The sequence below is a fragment of the Microvirga terricola genome (genome assembly GCF_011777495.1).
In the GTDB taxonomy this organism is placed as follows: domain Bacteria; phylum Pseudomonadota; class Alphaproteobacteria; order Rhizobiales; family Beijerinckiaceae; genus Microvirga; species Microvirga terricola.
Map to the genome: position 1 here is coordinate 132810 of NZ_JAATJS010000006.1, position 21635 is coordinate 154444.

Annotated in this window: 16 protein-coding genes and 1 pseudogene; 4 read left to right on the plus strand and 13 right to left on the minus strand. The window is 63.3% G+C overall.

From position 1 onward, the window contains the following. Nucleotides 1-29 precede the first annotated feature (29 nt). Nucleotides 30-806: an N-formylglutamate amidohydrolase gene (locus tag HB375_RS16200; RefSeq protein WP_167674051.1), complete on the minus strand. Its 777-nt coding sequence runs from the start codon at nt 804-806 to the stop codon at nt 30-32. 138 nt (nt 807-944) lie between these two features. Between HB375_RS16200 and HB375_RS16205 the strand changes: the two genes are divergently transcribed. Further along, nucleotides 945-1817, plus strand: coding sequence for a MurR/RpiR family transcriptional regulator (locus tag HB375_RS16205; protein ID WP_167674052.1), 873 nt, complete (start codon nt 945-947; stop codon nt 1815-1817). 3 nt (nt 1818-1820) lie between these two features. Here the strand turns inward: HB375_RS16205 and HB375_RS16210 are convergent, their stop codons facing one another. From HB375_RS16210 to HB375_RS16230, 5 genes and pseudogenes are all read right to left on the minus strand, one after another. Further along, the gene (locus HB375_RS16210) at nt 1821-2870 is read right to left on the minus strand and encodes an AbrB family transcriptional regulator (RefSeq protein WP_167674053.1); all 1050 of its coding nucleotides are present in this window, start codon (nt 2868-2870) and stop codon (nt 1821-1823) included. Nucleotides 2871-2981: 111 nt separating this feature from the next. Further along, a pseudogene (locus HB375_RS18605) lies at nt 2982-4183 on the minus strand (pyridoxal phosphate-dependent aminotransferase). A 105-nt stretch (nt 4184-4288) separates the two neighbouring features. Then, a complete protein-coding gene (mscL, locus tag HB375_RS16220) occupies nt 4289-4714 on the minus strand; it encodes a large conductance mechanosensitive channel protein MscL (RefSeq protein ID WP_167674054.1) in 426 nt (141 codons plus the stop codon). A 57-nt stretch (nt 4715-4771) separates the two neighbouring features. Beyond that, nucleotides 4772-5302 carry a VOC family protein gene (locus tag HB375_RS16225; protein WP_167674055.1) on the minus strand — a complete coding sequence of 177 codons (531 nt, stop codon included), beginning with the start codon at nt 5300-5302 and terminating at the stop codon, nt 4772-4774. Nucleotides 5303-5313: 11 nt separating this feature from the next. Then, nucleotides 5314-5748: a DoxX family protein gene (locus tag HB375_RS16230; protein ID WP_167674056.1), complete on the minus strand. Its 435-nt coding sequence runs from the start codon at nt 5746-5748 to the stop codon at nt 5314-5316. Between the two features lie 105 nt (nt 5749-5853). Between HB375_RS16230 and HB375_RS16235 the strand changes: the two genes are divergently transcribed. Next, a complete protein-coding gene (locus tag HB375_RS16235) occupies nt 5854-6768 on the plus strand; it encodes a LysR family transcriptional regulator (protein ID WP_167674057.1) in 915 nt (304 codons plus the stop codon). Nucleotides 6769-6851: 83 nt separating this feature from the next. Then, entirely contained in the window at nt 6852-10361 is a 3510-nt protein-coding gene (locus tag HB375_RS16240; RefSeq protein WP_167674058.1) for a hybrid sensor histidine kinase/response regulator, read from the plus strand. 20 nt (nt 10362-10381) lie between these two features. Here the strand turns inward: HB375_RS16240 and HB375_RS16245 are convergent, their stop codons facing one another. From HB375_RS16245 to HB375_RS16275, 7 genes are all read right to left on the minus strand, one after another. After that, the gene (locus HB375_RS16245) at nt 10382-11017 is read right to left on the minus strand and encodes a 2-hydroxychromene-2-carboxylate isomerase (RefSeq protein WP_167674059.1); all 636 of its coding nucleotides are present in this window, start codon (nt 11015-11017) and stop codon (nt 10382-10384) included. A gap of 57 nt (nt 11018-11074) precedes the next feature. Beyond that, nucleotides 11075-11623, minus strand: a complete 549-nt coding sequence (locus HB375_RS16250; RefSeq protein ID WP_167674060.1) for a thioesterase family protein — start codon at nt 11621-11623, stop codon at nt 11075-11077. A 77-nt stretch (nt 11624-11700) separates the two neighbouring features. Then, the gene (locus tag HB375_RS16255) at nt 11701-13908 is read right to left on the minus strand and encodes a 3-hydroxyacyl-CoA dehydrogenase NAD-binding domain-containing protein (RefSeq protein ID WP_167674061.1); all 2208 of its coding nucleotides are present in this window, start codon (nt 13906-13908) and stop codon (nt 11701-11703) included. Nucleotides 13909-13928: 20 nt separating this feature from the next. Further along, complete coding sequence (locus tag HB375_RS16260) at nt 13929-15137, minus strand: acetyl-CoA C-acetyltransferase (protein ID WP_167674062.1); 1209 nt, start codon at nt 15135-15137, stop codon at nt 13929-13931. Between the two features lie 59 nt (nt 15138-15196). Continuing rightward, a complete protein-coding gene (locus tag HB375_RS16265; RefSeq protein WP_167674063.1) occupies nt 15197-16990 on the minus strand; it encodes an acyl-CoA dehydrogenase C-terminal domain-containing protein in 1794 nt (597 codons plus the stop codon). Between the two features lie 241 nt (nt 16991-17231). After that, nucleotides 17232-17558: a YnfA family protein gene (locus tag HB375_RS16270; protein ID WP_167674064.1), complete on the minus strand. Its 327-nt coding sequence runs from the start codon at nt 17556-17558 to the stop codon at nt 17232-17234. A 90-nt stretch (nt 17559-17648) separates the two neighbouring features. Continuing rightward, nucleotides 17649-18065: a MerR family transcriptional regulator gene (locus HB375_RS16275; RefSeq protein ID WP_167674065.1), complete on the minus strand. Its 417-nt coding sequence runs from the start codon at nt 18063-18065 to the stop codon at nt 17649-17651. 380 nt (nt 18066-18445) lie between these two features. On the opposite strand from HB375_RS16275, the gene HB375_RS16280 reads away from it, so the two are divergent. After that, nucleotides 18446-21607 (plus strand): SEL1-like repeat protein, encoded by a 3162-nt coding sequence (locus HB375_RS16280; protein WP_167674066.1) that lies wholly within the window; start codon nt 18446-18448, stop codon nt 21605-21607. Nucleotides 21608-21635 lie beyond the last annotated feature (28 nt).

Genomic DNA, 21635 nt, shown 5'->3' on the forward strand with positions numbered 1-21635 from the left:
CTACGGCACACCACGCGCCGTGGCCGTCGTCACAGCGTCTGCGCCCCCTCCCTCAAAAGAGGCGCAAGACGGTTAGACCACGACGCCTGTCCGTCTTCCGTGCGGATCAGGTCGTTGCGGATTTCGATCATGAGGGGCGCAAGGCCGCGCCGCACTGCATGGCGGTCGAGAGTGTGGAACACCCGGTCCGCGGGAGAGTAAGGTTGATTCATGCCCACGTTAAGCGACGCATCGCGCTTCAGGCCAGCTTCCACGTGTCGCGCATAGCGCGCGTCTTCATCGAAGATGAGACCGATCTCCCAAGGGCGCGAGACGCCCTTGTAGATCGGGGTGAAGGAATGAATCGAAATGACGGCGGTGACGTGCCCCGCCGCTTTGCGCGCCTCGATGAATTCGTCGGCGGCACTGTGAAACGGCTCGTACACCTCCGCGGCACGTCGCCCGCGCTCGGCAGGGGTGAGATCCTGATTGCCGGGAACCGAGGTCAGCTCGCTCAACGTCGTAATCGAATCCGGCGCCGAAGGGTGCCGGTTGAGATCGAGCACAAGGCGCGACACGGTCGCATGGATCAAAGGCGCGTCGAGCAGCCGCGACAGGCCCATGGCCACCCCGAGTGCACCCGGATCCCACGCGATGTGGCTCTCGAGCTCCGCGGGGCCAAGCCCCAGCGTGCCGTAGCGGGACGGGAGATGGCGCGAAGCGTGCTCGCAAATCAGCAGAAGGGGGGAGCGCCCTTGCGCATTCTCAACGCGAGCGACAGCCTCGACGGCCTCGGCCTGCGCACCCGTGCGACTCGCATTCGTCATGCGGCCCTCCGTTGGCTCGCCCTTGCGAGCCTTATTCCCACTGTTGAACGCTTGGTACGTTCATTCGTAATTTTATTGTTTTGAAATTTTTGATACAGCTTTTCCGACTCGTCAAGGAGGGGTGTGGATCGATCTGGCATGCGTAACGACATCGTCCCCCCAAGTGCCGAACAGCCCAGTCTCGCGGAGCGTATCCGCCATGACATGGATTCCTTCACGCCCAGCGAGAAGCGGGCCGCCCACCTTCTCCTGAGTCATTACCCCTTCGCGGGTCTCGATACGGTGGCGGAATTCGCCTCCCGCGCGGGCATCTCTGCTCCCTCCGCCCTGCGCTTTGTGACGAGGCTCGGATTCAGCGGCTTTCCGGACTTCCAGAAGCACCTGCGCGAGGAACTGGAGGCGCAGCTCCTCTCCCCCCTTGCCAAATCAGGACCGGTCGAACCGGGACAGGGCGCCCCGGCGCTCGCGGCCTTCGCGCAGGCGGTGATCGGAAACCTCACGGCGACCGTCGAAAACATCGCTCCGGCAGAATTCGATGCCGTGGTCGCCCTGTTGAGCGATCAGCGCCGTAACATCCATTTCACCGGCGGACGCTTTACCGGCGCGCTAGCGCGTTATGCGGAAAGCCATTTCAGGATCGTCCGCAGCCACGTCGATTTCATCGAGGGGCAGCCTGCTCTGTGGCGCGACCGAATGATCGAGATCGGCCGCAAAGACGTGGTCGTCGCCTTCGACATCCGCCGCTATCAGGAAGACGTGACGGCGCTCTGCGAAACCGCCGCGCGGCAGGGCGCGACTATCGTGCTTCTCACCGACCCGTGGCTCTCGCCCATAGCGCGGGTGGCGCGCCATGTTCTGCCGGCGCACATCACCGCGCCGTCCAACTGGGATTCCTCCGCGGGTCTGCTGCTGCTGACGGAAGCGCTCGTCTCTGCAGTGACGAAGCGTCTGTGGGAGACGGCGAAGCCGCGCATGGAGGCGGTGGAGCGGCTGCGCAACGGCGAGCCGTAACGGCTATTCCGCCCTCGGCGGATCGCCTCTCTGCAGCCATGCGACCACGAACGGAACGACAAATCCGATGCTGAGGAAGCGCACCAGATGGTGGCTTCCAACATAGAGCGGGTCGAGCCCGAGGATGAGGGCAAGCACCGTCATCGCCTCCAACCCGCCCGGCGCAAAGGCGATGAGGCCGTTGGCGAAGCTGACCCCGGCAAGCCATGCGGCAAGGATCGCGAAGGCAATTGCCACCAGCATACCGATGGCGAGAGACCCAAGAGCGGCAACGAGCGTCGCCTTCAGGCTTGAGAGTCGCACGTCGCGGAAGCGCTCGGCGATGAAAATGCCGATGAGAACGAGGCCGCCGGTCGCGATGACGGGCGGGATGACACCCGTCACCATTTCCGTGCCGTGGCTGATCGTGCTGACAACGGTCGCGCCCAGGAGGATCGGTGCGGCAACCTTGAGGCGTTTGAACAACGCCCCCAACAGCAACCCGCCACCGAACACGAAGGCCATTCCGGCAGGCGTCTCGACCGGCAGGCCCTGTCCGAGGAGCGCGGCGCCGCTTCCGCCCTCTCCCGCTAGGACGATGGCGCTGGGCAGGAGTGCGATCAGCACAAAGAGGCGAATATTCTGGACGACGGCGATGGCGGTGACCTCCGCCCGGCGATCGACCGCAATGGCAAGAACCGTCGAGAGAGCGCCCGGCACTGAGGCCAGAACCGCGTCATCCTTGCGCCAACCGGAAACTTGCGTCAGCCACCAGGTGGAGGCGGAGGAAATCGCAATGACTGCGACGATGAGAAGAATGAGGCTCGACGGATAACGAGCCATTGCGGCAAGCGCCTCTGGCGTCACGGCAGCCCCCATCGAGGCGCCGGAAACCAGCATTGCTGCATCGGCAAGAGCGCGGGGCATGGGCACGGCCCAGCGGGTCCGCCCCCACAGCGTGATGGCGATGGCAGCGCCGGAGAGCCACGCCGCAGGCACGCCGAGCACGTGAAAGAGCAACCCGCCCAAACCGGCAATCAGGATTTGGGCGCAATGAGCGAAGATCAGACGCATAACCGGACAACAAGCCCCTCGCCCGCTCCATGGACGCCCACTGCGCCGAGGTCAATTGCCTGAAGCGCGAGCGAGGCATGCGCTCATTGCGAGGCAACGGTACGGCAGGATTCAAGAGGTGATCCGCGGCAAGGCCTCTGCGATGCGTCGCACGGCCTCGTCGATGTCCTCGGTCTTGCGCAGGTAGCACAGGCGCAGATATCCCCGGCCCGCTTCGCCGAAAGCCGCGCCGGGCGCGAGACCCACATTGGCTTCCTCGATCAAGCGGAAGGCGATGTCCTTCGCGCTCTCAGTCCCTCGAATCTTGAGAAAGGCGTAGAAGGCTCCGCTTGGAGCAGGCAACTCGACAAGCTCCGTCGCGGCAAGCCGCTGCACGATCTCGCGACCCGCTCGCGCCCGCGCGATCTGCTCGGCGAGAAAACTCTCGCCCTGCTCCAGCGCCGCAATGCCAGCCCGCTGTATGAAAACCGGCGTCCCCGACGTCTGATACTGGACCAGATTTTCGATTACCGTTCCAAGAGCGGGCGAGGCCTCGATCCAGCCGAGCCGCCATCCAGTCATCGCCCAGTTCTTGGAAAAAGTCTGGATGAAGAGAACGCGATCCTCTTCATCCATCACATCCCTGAACGAGGGCGACCGACCACCCGTTGTGAGAGCCGGATCATAGACGAAGCGGCTGTAGATCTCGTCCGCGATGATCCACAGTCCGTGCCGTCGGGCGAATGCCAGGATGGCGCGTAGGTCGCTCTCGCTCGCGGTCCAGCCGGTGGGGTTGGAGGGTGAATTGATGATGATGGCGCGAGTGGGGGCGTGATCGCCTTTTCGAGCCGCTCCAGATCGAGGCTCCAGCCGCGCGCGTCGATGCCCATCGGCACTTCAACGGTGCGCGCGCCTGCGATGGTGATGGCGCCGATGAAGTTCGGCCATGCGGGCGTGGGAATCAGAACCTCGTCGCCCGCGCCCGCAATCATGCGGACCGCGATCTGCAACGCGGGCATGCCGCCCGATGTGACGAAGAAACGCTCGGGGTCGAAGGAGCCGCCGTAAACGCGCTCATGGTATCGGGCGAGAGCGCTGCGCAGGTCAGGAATGCCGCGCTGCCAGGTGTAGAAGGTCTCTCCTTCCACCAGCGAGCGTGTCGCCGCCTCGCAGATGAAAGCCGGCGTCGGCAGGTCGCCTTCGCCGACCCAGAGCGGAATGATACCGGGCCGTCCGCGCCCGAAATTCGCAACGTCGACGATCCCGCTAGCCGGAGCCCCCTCGGCTTCAGGGCGCAGTTTCAAGAGCGAACGACTCGCGACGGAAGCATCCATGGAAACGTCCCTGAGCAAACGGGAGAGCCCCTTGGTTTTAATGCAAGCAGTCCCAACGTCTCCATGAAAAGAAGGAGAGTGACCGATCGAATCCGGTGATGAATCTCACACCGATGGTCTATTCTTCAGAAGATCGCGGATCTCAGAAAGAAGCTTCACGTCCTCAGGAGTTTCCGGCGCCTTTTCAGCCTTCACCGCTTCGGTCCGTTGCAGCTTGTTGATGGCTCGCACCACGAGGAAGAGCACGAAAGCGATGATGAGGAAGTTGAGGGCAATCGTAATGAAATTGCCCCAGGCCAGCACCGCGCCCTGCTTCTTCGCATCGGCCAGGGCGGCAGCGGTGACGTTGCTCGAAAGAGCGGTGAAATGATTTGAGAAGTCGAGACCGCCGGTGATCGCGCCGATGACCGGCATGAAGATGTCGCCGACGAGAGAATCCACGATCCGCCCGAACGCCGCGCCGATGATGACGCCGATGGCGAGATCCATCACGTTGCCGCGCAGGGCGAATTTCTTGAACTCGTTGAGCATGGTCGACCCTCGTCCGCCAGTTAAGTTAGGATTAAGCTGGCTGAACGAGGGATTTAGTCAAGCCTCGCGGCTAGCGAGAAGGTTCTGGATGTCCAGACGCTTGGTGAACATCTGCAGCTTGCCGTCAGGCGTGCGAGGCCATTGCTCTTGCGGACGGTCCCAATAGAGTTCGACACCGTTCCGGTCGGGATCGCTCAAGTAAAGCGCCTCGCTCACGCCGTGGTCGCTTGCACCTTCGAGCGGGATGCCGGCCTCGGCCAACCGATAAAGGGCATCAGCCAAAGCGGCGCGCGTCGGGTAGAGGATCGCGGTGTGGTAGAGCCCCGTCGTGCCGGGAGGCGGCGGCGAACCGCCCAGGCTTTCCCAGGTGTTGAGCCCCAGGTGATGGTGGTACCCGCCTGCCGAGATGAACGCGGCCTGCGTGCCATAGCGCTGGATCAGCTCGAAGCCGAGAACACCGCAATAGAAGGCGAGAGACCGGTCGAGGTCGGCCACCTTCAGGTGAACGTGGCCGATGCGTGTACCGGGATGAATGGGACGTGTCGTCGGAGTTCCGGCGGCGTCCGATGAGGTGACGGTTGCACTCATGGTCTTTCCGTTTAAGCCGAGCGAGCCGAAAGTGAGCCGGAAGCCTTTGCCGAGCCGGTGCTGAGCGCATAAGCGCCGCTACCGAGCAGAGCCTGGGCGACGAGCGCCGCAATCCAGAACGCCAAGAACTCCCAGCCGCCGTTCGGGTTGTTGAAGAAGAAGCCGGCCGGGCCATGCACCGTAAAGATCGCCCCGAGGAGGATCGGGATCAAGGCCAGAGCCGCCCAGCGCGTCAGGAAGCCAAGGATCAGCGCCGCGCCGCCGGCGGCCTCTGCGAGGATGACGAGGTAGGCGAGCGCCGGGGGCAGGCCGAGGCTGCCGAAGAACTGCGCCGTGCCGGCGGGCGTGAAGACGAAGATCTTGAGGCCGGCATGGGCGAGGAAGAGAACGCCGAGAGTCACGCGGAGGACCAGGGCGGCATAGGGAGCGGTGCGGGTATCGATCATGATGATCTCCAAAAGAAAAATCTGCACCGTTATGACCTCAAACCCTTGATGTGATAAGCACGGCATCGGAATATCAGCTCACACCATGAGAGTGAAATAAAAGTCATGCTCGATCGCGTTACCAGCATGCAGGTTTTCGTGCGCGTCGCCGCGCTTGGCAGCTTCTCCGCCGCCGCGCGGGCGCTGCATTTGTCGCAAACCATGGTGACGAAGCATGTCGCGGCGCTGGAGAGCCGCCTCGGCGTCAAGCTCCTGCACCGCTCGACGAGGAGCCTGACCCTGACCGAGGGCGGCCGCGACTATCTCGCCGCCTGCGAGCGAATTCTTGCCGAGATCGAAGAGGCGGAGGCCACCGCCAGCCTCGACCGCATCGAGCCGCGCGGCACGCTGCGGCTCAATGTGCCGCTGACCTTCGGTTTCCGCCAGATCGTGCCGGCGCTCGCCGAGTTCAGCAGCCACTACCCCGCCCTCACCGTCGATCTGGGCCTCGCCGACCGCTATGTGGACCTGATCGAAGAAGGCTGGGACCTCGCGATCCGGATCGGGCGACTGAAGGATTCAAGCCTCGTGGTGCGGCGTCTGGCGCCCTGCCGCATCGCGGTCTGCGGCGCTCCATCCTACCTTGAGGCGCATGGCACGCCGAAAACCCTCGACGATCTCAGCAACCACAACTGCCTCGGCTACACCCTGCCTAGCGCCGCAAATGCCAACCGTTGGCTCTTCGGAAAGGACGGCGACATCGTCGTTCCGGTGAAGGGGACCTTGCGTGCCAACAACGGGGATGCCTTGCTCGCAGCAGCGCTGGCGGGACAGGGCCTGATCTGCCAACCCACCTTCCTCGTGGGTGACAGCCTGCGTAACGGCAGTCTCGTGCGCGTGCTGACCGATTATCCGAACCAAGAGCTCGGCGTTCACGCGGTGCTGCCCTCCGGCCGCCAGGCTCCGGCCAAGGTTCGCGCCTTCACCGAATTTCTCGCCGACCGCTTCGCCCCGGAACCGGCCTGGGACCGGGACTTATGAGGACCGCGGACGGTCAACCGGCAGTGGCATTCGCTCTTCCGACCGGCTAAACCTTTTCGGCAAGTTTCTCGCGAGGATCGCATATGGTCGCCAGCTGGGCGGTTATTCTATCGGCGCTGGTCTATCTCTGCCTGCTGTTCCTGGTTGCTCACTGGGGCGACAACGAGGGTCGGCGGATCCTCCAAGGGCCCGCGCGCTCCACCATCGCGGCTCTGTCGCTCGCGGTCTATTGCACGTCCTGGACCTTCCTCGGCTCGGTCGGGCTCGCCAGCCGCTCCGGACTCGACTTTCTCACCATCTATATCGGGCCGATCCTCGTCATCGGCCTCGGCCACGCACTGATCGCGCGGATCGTGCGGATCGCCAAAACCCAAAACATCTCGTCCATCGCCGACTTCGTCGCCGCCCGCTATGGCAAGAGCGAGCGCGTCGCCGCCATTGTGAGCGTGATCGCGGTCGTCGGCTCCATTCCCTATATCGCCCTACAGCTCAAAGCGGTTTCGTCCTCACTCGACGTGTTTTTGTCCGCAACGAACGGCACCACCCATCCGCAGATTCCGATCTTCGGCGATCTCGCGCTGATCGTCGCCTTCGTGCTCGCTGGTTTCGCGGTCGCCTTCGGCACGCGCCACACGGATGCGACCGAGCACCAGGACGGCCTGATGATGGCGATCTCGCTTGAATCCGTCGTCAAGCTGATCGCGTTTCTCGTCGTCGGCGGCTATATCACTTTCATCATGTTCGGCGGCTTTGGCGACATTGCCCAGCGCCTATCCGCCAAGGGGATCGACGCGAGCCTGCTGGATCGCACCTCAGGATTTGGCAGCTACATCACGCTCATTCTTCTCTCGAGCTGCGCCGCCATTCTGCTGCCGCGCCAGTTTCATGTGACGGTGGTCGAGAACCGTGCCATCGGCGACGTGAAGCGCGCAGCCTGGCTCTTCCCGCTCTATCTCGTTCTCATCAACATCTTCGTCGTTCCCATCGCACTCGGCGGGCTCGCGATCTTTAATGAGGGCACGATCGACCGCGACATGACCGTGCTGGCGCTACCGCTCCACGACAATGCCGGCATCATCGCCATCATCGCGTTTCTCGGCGGGTTCTCGGCGGCAACCGCCATGGTCATCGTGGATTCGGTCGCTGTCGCCGTGATGATCTCCAATCATCTCGTCATGCCCATCGTTCTGCGGCGGCGCGCCTTCTCCGGCGTCGATCTCGGCGGCTTCGTGCTCGGCATGCGCCGGGCCGCCATCGTCCTCGTGATCCTTCTGGCCTATGTCTACTATCGCCTGTCCGGCGAAGCAGCGCTCGCCTCCATCGGCTTGCTGTCCTTCGCCGCTATTGCGCAGGTGGCACCGGCATTTCTCGGCGGGTTGATCTGGTCGCGCGGCACCGCCTTCGGCGCAAGCGCCGCGCTTATCGTCGGCTTCGTTACCTGGGGTTACACGCTCCTTCTGCCGAGCCTCGTCTGGGATGGCGTGTTCTGGTCGGACGTGGTGATTACCGGCCCCTTCGGCATTTCGGCGCTGAAGCCGACGGCTTTGTTCGGGGTTGATCTGCCGCAGCTGACCCACGGCGTAGTGTGGAGCCTGACGCTCAACATCCTGACCTATATCGGTTGCTCGCTATGGAAGCCGGTGACAGCGCTTGAGCGGATTCAGTCCACGATCTTCGTCGGCGAGCCCGATTTCTCCGCCGCTCCGAGCTTCCGGCTCTTTCGGGCGAGTGTGACCGTCGATGAATTGCGCGCCACCGTCGCGCGCTATCTCGGCGAGGAACGCACGACACGGTCGTTCGAAGGCTTCGCCCATAGTCGCGGGCAGGCGCTCGAGACCCGCGCAGAGGCCGATGTCCATCTCTTGCGCTATGCCGAGCACCTGCTCGCCTCCGCCATCGGCACAGCGTCATCGCGCCTGGCCCTGTCGCTTCTCCTGCGTCGCCGCACCGTTTCCACCAAGGCGGCGCTTAAGCTCCTCGACGATGCCTCCGCCGCCATCCAGCACAGCCGCGACCTGCTGCAACACGCAATCAACTACGCGAAACAGGGCATCACCGTGCTCGACCGCGACTTGAACCTGCTCGCGTGGAATCAGGCCTTCGTCGATCTCTACGAGCTTCCGCCCGATCTCGTACGCGTCGGCATCGGCATGGACGCGATTTTCTCCTTCAACGCGCAGCGCGGATCTTACGGACCGGGCGACACCAACCAACTGATTGCCGCGCGCATCCATTCCTTCCTGCACGATCTCGAGCCGGTGCGCCTACGGTTGCAGCCCTCGGGCAAGGTGATCGAGATCCGTTCGAACCAACTGCCCGATGGCGGTCTCGTCACGACCTACACGGACGTCACCGAAGCGGTGGAGGCGGAAGAAGAAAGCCGCCGCGCCAATGAGACGCTGGAGCGGCGTGTCCGCGAACGCACGGAAGAACTGACCCGTCTCAATGAAGCGCTGACCAGCGCCAAGGCGGAAGCGGACGAAGCAAACATTTCCAAGACGCGCTTTCTCGCCGCCGCCAGCCACGACATTCTGCAACCGCTCAATGCCGCGCGTCTTTATGCGACCTCGCTCGTGGAGCGCGATCGAGAGGCCGGCGACTCGAGCCTTGCGGAAAACATCGACGCGGCCCTCGACGCGGTCGAGGAAATTCTCACCGCCATTCTCGACATCTCCCGTCTCGATACGGGCGCGATGAAGCCGCAATGGTCGAGCTTCCGCATCGACGAGTTGTTCCGCCAACTTCAGCGTGAGTTCGACCCCATCGCACGTGCCAAGGGCTTGGAGCTCACCTTCGTCCCCTCCTCTCTCACCGTGCGCTCCGACCGACGACTGCTGCGCCGCTTGCTGCAGAACCTCGTCTCCAACGCAATCAAATATACGATGGCGGGACGCGTCATCGTCGGCGGGCGTCGCAATGGACTGCACCTCGTCATCGAAGTGTGGGACACAGGCCTCGGCATTCCTCCGTCTAAACAGCGGATCGTGTTCCGCGAGTTCCAGCGTCTCGATCAAGGCGCGAAAGCGGCGCGAGGCCTCGGCCTTGGCCTCTCCATCGTGGAGCGCATCGGCCGCGTTCTCGGCCATCCCGTTGCACTGAAATCGGAAGCGGGCCGCGGGTCCGTGTTCCGCGTGGAGGTACCGGTCGTCGCGGCACTACCTGAAACCGCTGCCGCGCCCGAAGCGCCGCAACCGCCGGTGACGCTGCTGTCGGGCCTGCGCATCCTCGTGGTCGACAACGAGCCCGCAATTCTCGAAGGCATGCGGCTGCTTCTTGCCAATTGGGGCTGCGAAGTGTGGACGGCTTCCGACCTCAACGGGGCCCTGCAAACGCTCAAATCGCATAAGACGCCGCCTGATGCGATCATCGCGGATTACCATCTCGATGAAGGCGACGGCCTCGATCTTATCAAGAACCTGCGCTGGAAGACGCAGGTCGACACGCCAGCCGTACTCGTGACCGCCGACCGCACGCCAACCGTGCGCGACGCCGCCATGGCGATGCACGTTCACATTCTGAACAAACCAGTGAAACCTGCAGCGCTGCGAGCCCTGCTGACACAATGGCGCGCGACGCGGGTGGCGGCGGAATAGGTTTTAGACGGCGGGCGGCGTCACTTCGATTCCGCGACCTCGGAGCGATAGGCCTGCCGTCCGCTCTGCAAAGCGTCGTCGAGCAGGTCGAGCCGGTCCTGTCCCCAAAAGACCTCGCCGTCGAGCACGTAGGCCGGAGAGCCGAAGACATCGCCCGCGACGGCATTTTCCAGGTTCAGCGCATAGATCGCTTCCGTCGAGCTGCCGGTCGCGAGGTTCATCAGGGAAGAGCCATCGAGCCCGACCGATTCCGCGATCTCGGCCAGTACTGCCGGGTTGCCAACGTCGCGCTCCTCTTCCCAAATGGCCGCGAAGACGCGGCGCAGGAAGGGATCGGGGTTCTGGCCCGAAACGGAAATCGCGATCACGAACCGATCTGGCAGATTCACATCAAAGGGCCAGTGCTTCGGCTGCAGATTGAACGAGAGCCCCCGCTTCTCGCGCCACCGCTGCAACTCCACCATACGGTAGCGCTGGCGCACCGGGTGGCGCTGGGCGAGCGGCAAGCCGCCCGTTTCCGCAAAGACCCGACCAAGGAAGACCGGCTTGTAATTGACCTCGACCCCATGCCGCCGAGCGATTCCCATGAACGGCGCATGGCCGATATAGGCCCAGGGGCTCAGCAGCGAGAAGTAATAATCGATAGTACGGGCCATGGAATCAGCTTCACGGTTGTGGCGGGCGAGAGAAAGGTACCGCGCCAGCTTGGACCATCAAGCGGCCCGCTTCAACGTCTCTTCCGCCGCCAGGAAGGCTTCGACCTCCGGCGGAACGGGAGGGGCAGGAGCGTGAATCCCGATTTCGTCGAACATCTGCTCGACGCTGACGAAGTTTTTGGCCCTGCGGTCATAGAGCCCGACGCGGACGAGAGCGACCGCGCTGAGAACAGGAGCGCCGTCCTTGGCCTTCGAGATCAGCCGATGCTCGATCACGATCTGGCCCTCGAACCAGGTGAGGATGCGAGTTTCGAGTGCGAAGGGCTGGAAGAGCTTCATCTCACGGCGAAACCGGATCTGCCCCGCGCTCACCACCGGCAGCCAGCTATGCTTCAGAATGGAGCGCCATAGCCCTGAACGGATCATGAGATCGGCGCGGCCGAGATCCATCAGAGTCCAGTAGCGGCCGTTGTTCATGTGCAGCGAGGTGTCGAGATCGTGCGGCCAGACACGGAAGGACAGGTGCGAGACGTCCCGCGCGGGGTCGAGCCGCGCCCGGAAGAATGAGGCGACGATCAGATGCAGAACGCGCAGCCACAGGTTCATGGGATGTCCAAAGCCTCACCAGCTCCAAGCCAAAACCCCGGCGCATGGCACCGGGGTTCTCGCAGCATCTGCTATGCTCACGCCGCTTTCTTGGCCCCGGCCCGACCATAGAAGGTCTCGCCGGAGGCTGCCATGTCGAGAAGAATGCGCGGCGGCGCGAAGCGGTCGCCGTGCTTGGCCTGCAGCGCCTTGCACAACTCCACAAAGTTCTTCGCGCCCATGAAGTCGATGTAGGACAGCGCGCCGCCCGTGAAGGGCGCGAAGCCGAAGCCGAGGATGGAGCCGACATCGGCCTCGCGCGGATCAGTGATGACGCCTTCCTCCACCGTGCGCGCGGCTTCCAGCGCTTGTGTCACGAGAAGGCGTTGCTTCATCTCCTGCATACCGAGCGTCTCCGGATCGAGATGCTTCGGCTGCAGATCCTTCAAGCCCGGCCAGAGATACTTCGGGCCGCTTTCGGGATAATCGTAAAACCCCTTGCGGTTCTTGCGGCCGAAGCGGCCTTCCTTTTCCACGAGAGTCATCAGCAGCGCTTCCTGCTGCGGGATGATGGCGGCATCACCAAGTTGAGCTTTCGTCGCTTTCAGGATCTTCAACCCGAGATCGACGCCGACTTCGTCGTTAAGTGAAAGGGGGCCGACCGGCATGCCCGCCTGCTTACCCGCATTCTCGATCATCGCGGGCGGCACGCCTTCGATCAGCATCAGGTGCCCCTCGAGGATGTAGGCTAGAACGCAGCGATTGGCGAAGAAGCCGCGCGAGTCGTTGACGAGGATCGGCGTCTTCTTGATAAGGCGAACATAATCGAGCGCGGTCGCAAGCGCCTTGTCGCCCGTCTGCTTGCCGACGATCACTTCGACCAGCATCATCTTCTCGACCGGCGAGAAGAAATGAATGCCGATGAACTCGTCCGGCCGCTTCGACGACTTGGCGAGGCCGGAGATCGGCAGCGTTGAGGTGTTGGAGGCGAAGATGCAATCAGGCCGGATCGCGGCCTCGACCTTTTCGATCACCTCGGCCTTGATCTTGGGATCCTCGAACACGGCCTCGATCACAAGGTCGCAATCGCCCAAGTCACTGTAATCCGCTGTGGTCTTGATACGCGACAACAACGCATCACGGTCCGCCGTCTTGGCGCGGCCCTTCATGATCTGGTCGGACATGAGCTTGTGCGAGTAAGCCTTGCCCTTCTCCGCCGTCTCCACGTCGCGGTCGATGAGCACGAGCTCGAGTCCGGCATTGGCGGTGACATACGCGATGCTGGCGCCCATGAAGCCTGCGCCGACGACACCGACCTTCTTGAGATGGGTTGGCGGCACCTTTTTCGGACGGCGCGCACCCTTATTCAGCTCCTGCATGGACACGAACAGCGTGCGGATCATCGCCGCCGCTTCCTTCGAGCGCAGGATCTTGGCAAACCAGCGCGATTCCACCTTGAGCGCCTGGTCCATGGGCAGCTGCAGGCCCTGATAGACGGCTTCAAGAATGGCATAGGCTGCCGGATAATTGCCTTGCGTCTCGCGGCGATAGATCGCGTTCGCGGCGGGCCAGATCTGCATGCCGGCGGCAGAATAGACCTTGTTCGACGGCAGCTTGAAGTTCTTGTTGTCCCACGGTGCTTCCGCCGAGCCGCCGCTCTTGATCCACTCCTTCGCGGTCTTGACGATCTCGTCACGCGGCGCGACGGCGTGGGCAAGGCCCATGTTGCGGGCCATGAGCGGACGGATCTGCTCGCCCTTGAATAGCATCTGAAGCGCATCGCCCGTCTGCATCAGGCGCGAGACGCGCTGCGAGCCGCCGGCTCCTGGAAAGAGCCCGACCTTGATCTCAGGCAGGCCGACGCGGGTGGCATCCGAATCCGACAGCACACGGAAATGGCAGGCGAGCGCCATTTCGAACGCGCCGCCAAGACACACGCCGTTCACCGCCGCTGCGAACGGCTTGCCGCAGGTCTCGAGACGGCGATAAAGCAGCGAGAGCTTGCGCGACTCCTCGAAGAAGAAGCTCATCGCCTCCTCTTCCCCCTTCTCCTTTACGAGCTTGGCATATTGTGCGCCAAGGCCTTGCAGCATGGTCAGATCCGCGCCACCGGAAAAGGTTTCCTTGCCCGAGGTGATGACGCAACCTTTGATCGCGGCGTCGCCTGCGACTTTCTCGACGATCTGCGACAGCTCCTCCATCACCTGCGGGGTGATGACGTTCATGGAGCGATCCGGCATGTCCCAGGTCGCGAGCGCGATGCCGTCGCTATCGACTTCGAAACGGAAGTTGGTGAAATTCGTCATGGTGTCCTCCCGTCCCGCTCTCAAACGCGCTCGATGATCGCCGCCGTGCCCATGCCCGCCGCGACACACAGCGTGACAAGAGCCGTCTGCTTGCCCGTCCGCTCCAACTCATCGAGCGCCGTTCCCAAGAGCATGCCGCCGGTTGCACCGAGCGGGTGGCCCATGGCGATGGCGCCGCCATTGACGTTGACCTTGGCGGGATCAAGCTCCATCACCTGCAGGTAGCGCAGCACGACAGCGGAGAAGGCTTCGTTAATCTCAAAGAGATCGATGTCCTTGGTCGTCATGCCCGCCTTCTTCAAGACGAGCTGCGACACCTCGATGGGGCCAGTGAGCATCAGCGCGAGATCGGAGCCGAGCGAAGCGAAGGCCTTGATGCGAGCCCGCGGCTTCAGGCCAGCCTTTGCGCCGCCTTCCTTCGAGCCGACGAGAACAGCGGACGCGCCGTCGACGATGCCGGATGAGTTGCCGGCGTGGTGCACATGGTTGATCGTTTCCACATCCGGGTGCGCGTAGATCGCCACCGCATCGAAGCCGCCCATCTCTCCCATTTGCGTGAAAGAAGCCTTCAGTTGACCGAGCGACTGCATGTCGGTGGACGGGCGCATGTGCTCGTCCTTGGCGAGCATGGTGAGGCCGTTGATATCCTTCACCGGAATGATGGACTTTTTAAACCGCCCTTCATCCCACGCCTTGGCCGCGCGCTTCTGCGATTCAACCGCGAAAGCGTCCACATCGTCGCGCGAGAAGCCGTATTTCGTCGCAATGAGGTCGGCCGAAATGCCCTGCGGCAGGAAATAGTTCGCAATCGCGAGACCAGGGTCCACCGGCCATGCGCCACCCGATGCACCCATACCGACGCGGCTCATGGATTCGACGCCGCCGCCGATGGTGATGTCCTTCATTCCAGCCATGACCTGCGAAGCCGCGAGCATGACGGCATCGAGGCCCGACGCGCAGAAGCGGTTGATCTGTACCCCCGGCACCTCTTTGCCGAAGCCTGCCTTCAGAACCGCGGCGCGGGCAACGTCGCCACCAGCTTCGCCAACCGGATCTACACAGCCAAGCACCACGTCCTCAACCAATTTCGGATCAAGGTTGTTGCGCTGGCGAATGGCATTGAGCGCCGTCACGGCGAGATCCACTGTCGGCACCTCATGCAGCGAGCCGTCCGGCTTGCCGCGTCCACGCGGTGTGCGGACCGCGTCGTAGATAAAAGCCTCAGACATGGTGTTCTCCCTCAGTCCTTCGAGCGCCCGAGGCGGCGATGCCGGCCCCGGGATCGGTATCAGAACATTTCCGCCGGCATTGCCATGGTCGAGTCCGCGCCGGTCGAGATGCAGGCAAGGCGTGTCGCCGTTTCCGGCATCATGCGCTCCATGAAGAAGCGACCCGTCATCAGCTTGGCGTCCATTTTGTCGGCTGCGCCGTTGCCTTGCGCTTTCTTCGTATTCGCGGCCTTCGCCATCTTGGCCCACATGTAGCCCATCGCCACAATACCGAAGAGATGCATGTAGTCGGTGGCACCGGCACCGGCATTGTCCGGCTTCGCCATGGCATTGTTCATGAACCACATGGTGGCTTGCTGGAGATCCGCCAAGCCCTTTTGCAGCGGCATGACGAAGGCCTTCAGGCTCTCGTCGTTGGCATTCTCCTGACAGAAGGTACCGACCTCGTTGAAGAAGGCCATGACGGCGCGGCCGCCATCCTTCGCGAGCTTGCGGCCCACAAGGTCCATGGCCTGGATGCCGTTGGCGCCCTCATAGATCATCGTGATGCGGGCATCGCGCACGAATTGCGACATGCCCGATTCCTCGACGTAGCCGTGGCCACCGAACATCTGCTGCGCCCTGACCGCATTCTCGAACCCGAGATCAGTGAGGACGCCTTTCACCACCGGCGTCAAAAGACCCATATGGTCGTCGGCGGACTGGCGCTCCGCCGCGTCGGACGAGCGATGCGCCACATCGCTCTTGAGCGCGGTCCAGATCAGCAGCGCGCGCGCCGCCTCGTTGAAGGCTTTGACGGACATCAGCGTGCGGCGCACGTCCGGATGCACGATGATGGGATCAGCCGGTTTGTCGGGGAATTTCGATCCAGTCAGCGCGCGTCCCTGAAGGCGTTCCTTCGCGTAGGCGACGGCGTTCTGGTAGGCGACTTCCGATTGCGAAAGTCCCTGCACGCCCACCGCCATGCGCGCCTCGTTCATCATCACGAACATGGCGTTGAGGCCGCGATTTTCCTCGCCGATGAGCCAGCCTCTCGCACCATCGTAGTTCATGACGCAGGTGGCATTGCCGTGAATGCCCATCTTGTGCTCGATGGAGCCGCAGGACACCCCGTTATGCGCGCCGAGCGAACCGTCGCCGTTCACCAAAATTTTCGGCACGACGAAGAGCGAGATGCCTTTCGTTCCCGCAGGCGCGCCCTCGATGCGCGCCAGCACAAGGTGGACGATGTTGTCCGCCATGTCGTGCTCGCCGGCGGAGATGAAGATCTTGGTGCCAGTGATCGAATAGCTGCCGTCGCCGTTCGGCACGGCCTTGGTCTTGAGAAGGCCGAGATCCGTGCCGCAATGGGGCTCGGTGAGGTTCATGGTGCCGGTCCAGGTGCCCTCGACCATCTTCGGCAGATAGGTTTTCTTGATGTCGTCCGAGCCGTGAACCAGAACCGCCGCAATCGCGCCCTGCGTCAGGCCGGGATACATGGCGAGTGCGAGGTTCGCCGAGGACAGGAATTCCTGCATGACGGTGTTGAGCACCGAGGGAAGGCCCTGGCCGCCATGTTGCTCCGGTACTGACAGGCCCATCCAGCCGCCGCCGGTGTAAGAGGCATAGGCTTCCTTGAAACCTTTCGGCGTCGTCACCGAACCGTCGGGATTGCGGCGGCAACCTTCCTGATCGCCGGTTGCGTTCAACGGCGCAAAAACCTCCTCGCAGAGCTTGGCACCCTCGCCGAGGATCGCCTCAACCACATCGGGCGTCGCATCGGCAAAGCCAGGCAGGTTGTTGTAGCGCTCGATAGGAAAGACGTCGTTCAGAAGAAACATCACATCGTCGACGGGGGCCTTATAGACCGGCATAGAGCTCCTCCCAGGTCGGATCGCGGGCCGGCGGAACCTTCCAAACGAGGTTGCCGGCGAATGGATGGTTCATATCTAAACTATTTGGTCACCTTGGGGAAGAGGTAGGGCGCGAAATGTTGATCGGAACACGGGAGAGCGCCTTTTGCACCACCGCCGGTCATGCGGAAGCAACCCGCGGAGCGAGCCCTACTCAGGCCCCTAACGCAACAGGCTTCGTCTCTATCTTGGTAATGCGACTTCAGGCCGGGCGCGGGCCAAACAGGATGAGGCAGGTGCCGACAAGGCAGAAGGCCGCACCCGCGAGGTCCCAGCGGTCGGGGCGCACGCTCTCCATCCCCCAAAGCCAGAAAAGCGACGCGGCAATGTAAATGCCGCCATAGGCGGCATAGGCCCGCCCAGCGGCGGGACTGTCGGCGAGAGTCAGGAGGAAGGCGAAAAGAGAGAGGGCCACAAGGCCGGGCAGCAACAGCCAGGGTGATGCTCCCTGGCGCAGATAGGCCCAGAAAGAAAAACAGCCGGCGATTTCCGCCAGCGCTGCAAGGCAATAAGCGGCCACTGTCTTCATGGCCCACTCCTGCCGGTCGGCCGAGACCGCGTCAAGCCAATGAGCCCGACCGGTCTGCCGCCGGAAGAAGTCGTCAGGGCGCCCCCGGCTTTACGCCGCGGCGGCCAGGCTCGCACGGCGAGACTTCAGCTCGATCAGAGCCTGCTCGATCTCTTCTTTCTGCTGCTCCAGATGGCGGATCTGATCCTCAATCTGGTCGAGCGAAAGCTTGAGATTGGCGGCAGGCACGCCATTCAGCCGATCCTCGGCCAGCATGGCGCGGATTTCGGTGAGGGTGAAACCGAGCTGCTTACCCTTGAGGATGACCGAGAGACGATCACGGTCGCGGACATCATAGATACGGGCTGTGCCGTCGCGGCGAGGCGAGAGAAGGCCGCGGTCCTCATAGAAGCGGAGGGTTCTCAGCGTCACTCCGAACTCGCGGGCGAGATCGCCGATCGTAAAAAATTTAGCACCTTCCGAAGCGTCGGAGACGACAGCGTAATCCCCCCGAATTTCTTTGTTCATGCCATGCCCCGTATTCTTAGTCTTGACTGGTCGCGTTTGTGGTTCGGTAGAACCGTCGATTCATTCAATATTGCAATGATAGAACGTTTGCAATGCTATCAGCAAGTGCGCTCCAGCACGTACACGCGCAAGGATAGAAGGGGCACTCTCCTTTGCGGGCGACGAAGGGGAAGGTGGCGACTTCACCTCAAGAGGTGCCACCGGTGCTAAGCGCCCTCGCCTTAACGGCTTTTTTACTACGTTCGCCAAAAACTGCGCCGTCGGTTCGAGGATCCGGCGGCGGTTTTTCATGATTCGCCGCACGTCCCTTTTGAACCGTCAGGACGGGATCCCGGCGTGGGGACAGGCTCGTTCTTGTTGGGTTTCCCACAGGCGCGGCCATGAGACGACACGTTCTCCCGACACCTGACGATCTGAATCGCGATGCGCGGGAGGTTGCGGAAATCGCCGCGCGCCGGGCAGGACTGAGCCTGGAAGAGTGGCTGGCCGCGACGCTGGCCAGCCGGGCGGAGGAGCCTGAACCGGCGCCGCAGCAGACCCGCCGCCATGCCTTCCAGGATCTCGAGAGCATCGTCGCGCGCATCACGCGAACCGCCTCCAAGCCCCCCCGGGACGACTATGAGGTCCTCATGGGCGCGGTCGCGGCCCAGAACGAGCGCAAAGCGCGCGATCAGGCAGAACGGACGGCCGTCGCACTCGAATCCATGGCCGGCTGGATCGAACACGCGGAAGAGCGCCTGAACGAGACCACCCGCACCTCCGCAGACCATCATGACCGGATCGCCTCCGCCCTGTCCCAGGCCCTCTCCGCCCTGAAGGATCGCCTTGACGCGGTCGAGCAGGCCGCCGCCGAGCGCCCGACCCCGGCCCCCGCGCGGATCGAGTTTCCGGTGCACGAGGCCATCAAGGCCCTCGAACCCTTGTCCGAAACACTGGTCGGTCTGCGCACGGACATGTCGCGCCTCACCGAAAAGCTCGATCAACCGGCAAGCCCCGCCTGGACGCCCGCCGTGGAAGGTATCCGCAGCGAGATCGAGCGATTAAGCGCGAATGTTGGGAGCCTCGCGACGCGCGAGGAAATCGCCGCACTCGACCACAACCTGCGCACCATCGCGGGTGAGATGGACCAAGGCCCTTCTGCTAAGGACATGCTGACCATCGCGCGGGCGGTGGCCTCGCTCTCGCGGCAGATCCAGGGTCTTTCCGAGGATCTGGGCGAGGGCGTTCACAAGCGGCTTGGAGCCGAGATCGATCTCATCAAGCGTAAGGTCGATGGCATCGCCGAAACGGGTGTCGACCGCACGGTGATTGATTTCTTGAGCAGCCAGATCGTCGATATGCGTCACGATCTCGCCCGCCGTGCCGAGCCACAGCAGATCGAGCGCCTGACCGGCGATGTCGCCGCCCTCAGCAGGCAGATCGCGGAGTTGCGCGAACATCAGGTGGGGCGCACCGATTTCGCTACGCTGAAAACGTCGCTTCAAAATGTTTGCTCCGCCCTCGAACGCACGGTGGCCGCGCAGGACGCGAACGACGTACCGGGAAAAATCCAGGACTTGAGCCGCCGCATCGACATTCTGGCGAGTCGCCCGGAGCCCGAGCCCGCCAATCTAGACCCTATCGCCGAACAGCTGGCGCTTCTAACTGAGCGCATGGCGAACGTCAGCGACCGCCGCCAGGAGCAGCACGATGCGCTGAGCGCGATGATGTCTCGACTGTCGTCTCAGGTTCAATCGGTGGCCGAGTCTGTGCCGTCGCAGGAGCCGGTGCTCAGGCGCTTCGACCAGCTTGAGGATGAAATGCGCCGCATCGGCCAGCAGGCCGACACGACGAGCGTTGAGCTGATGCTGCGCACCATCAGCACACGGCTGGAGGAACAACCCGTATCGACAGCGGCCTTCGCTGCTCTCGAAAAGCGCCTCATGACGCTTGCAGATCAGTGGTCAAACGCACCTGCGGAACCGCTACGCGATGTTGTCGCTCAGGCCACAGCGCATCTGAAGACCCTTCAGAGCGAGGCGGATGTCATTGCGGAACGCGCCGTGCGCGCCGCGTTGAAAGAAGTTCAGCCTAACCCGGCAAACAACGATCTTGATGCGCTCAAGCAAGGCTTCGTCGAGCTGAAGGCGCTTCAGACCCGTTCCGAGACGAAGACGCAGCAGACGTTGCGTGCGGTGCACGACGCCCTGGAAACGCTCGTGTCCCGGTTCCCGGAACACGTGCCGATGCAGCGTCACCCGTCGTTCGCGCAACCTGCCGATGAGGTCGCGCCTGCCGACCGACTTGAAGCGGCGGTTCGCAGGCTGCACGCGGCTGCTCTGTCGCAGATGGAGGAAGTCTCTGCCGAGACAGCGCGCGGTCCGGAACCGGAGAGCACGCCTGCATCGGGATTTCCGTCCCCGGATTCGAACCTCAGTCAGGTCCGCGCGACCTTCATCGCCGCGGCGCGCCGCGCTTCGCAGACAGAGCCGACATCGACGGCGCCTGTCGATGCACTGGAGGAGCTTACGGAGACGCGGACCGACGATGTGTCCTACGACGATGAAGAGCAGGATCTCTCCCCGCCTTCGCTGATCGAACGCCTCCGCCGGTCTTTCGAGTCGCATCGCCGCCCCCTGTTGTTCGGCCTTGCCTTCCTCATCCTGGCCGCTGGAACGGCGCAGATCCTGTCGAGCGGGCAGCCCGCGCAGCGCGTCACGGCCAAGGTGCAACCCGAAATCGCCGCCCAAGCGCAGGCAGAGGCCGCCATTGCGCAGGTGGCGGTCAGCGCGCTCAACGCCGCTGTGCCGCCGGACAGCGTAGCGTTGTTCCGGTCGGCAAGCCTGATGATACCCGCTGCGCCGAAATTCGGCGTGGACCCGGCCACGGTCGGGGAACTGCCGGCGCAGCTTCCCGCTTCTCTAATCTCTGCCGCCTCGTCTGGTGATGCGACGGCGATTTACGAGATCGCAGCCCGCGCCATGGAAGGCCGTGGCATTCCGCAGGACATGGCGCTCGCCGCGCGCTTGTATGAGCGGGCCGCACAAGCCGGTTTCGTGCCGGCGCAGGAGCGTCTGGCAATGCTGCATGACAAGGGGCTCGGCGTGGCGCGCGATGCCAGGCTTGCGGCAACCTGGTATGAGCGGGCGGCTCTGGGCGGCAACGCCCGCGCCATGCACAACCTTGCAACCCTTCTCGCCTCGGGCGCGAACGGCAAGCCCGACTATGCGGCGGCCCTGCGCTGGTACAGCGAGGCGGCAGAGGCCGGAATCCGTGACAGTCAGTTCAACATGGGCATCCTGCTCGCCCGCGGGCTCGGCATCCGTCCCGATCTCGCGAAGGCTTACAAGTGGTTCGCGCTCGCCGCCGCGCTTGGCGACACCGACGCGGCCAAGAAGCGGGACGAAGTGGCAGCCAAGCTCAGCGCCGCCGATCTGTCCACCGCAAAAACCTTGGTCGAGCAGTGGCGTCCGCGAGCCGTCGATCCGACCGCAAACGACGTGCCGCCCGCAAAAGAAGGTCAAACCGCCGCCCTGAACAGGATTTTCGCCAGCCGGAGCTGACCCTTCGGTCGGTTCCGTCAGCCTTCGT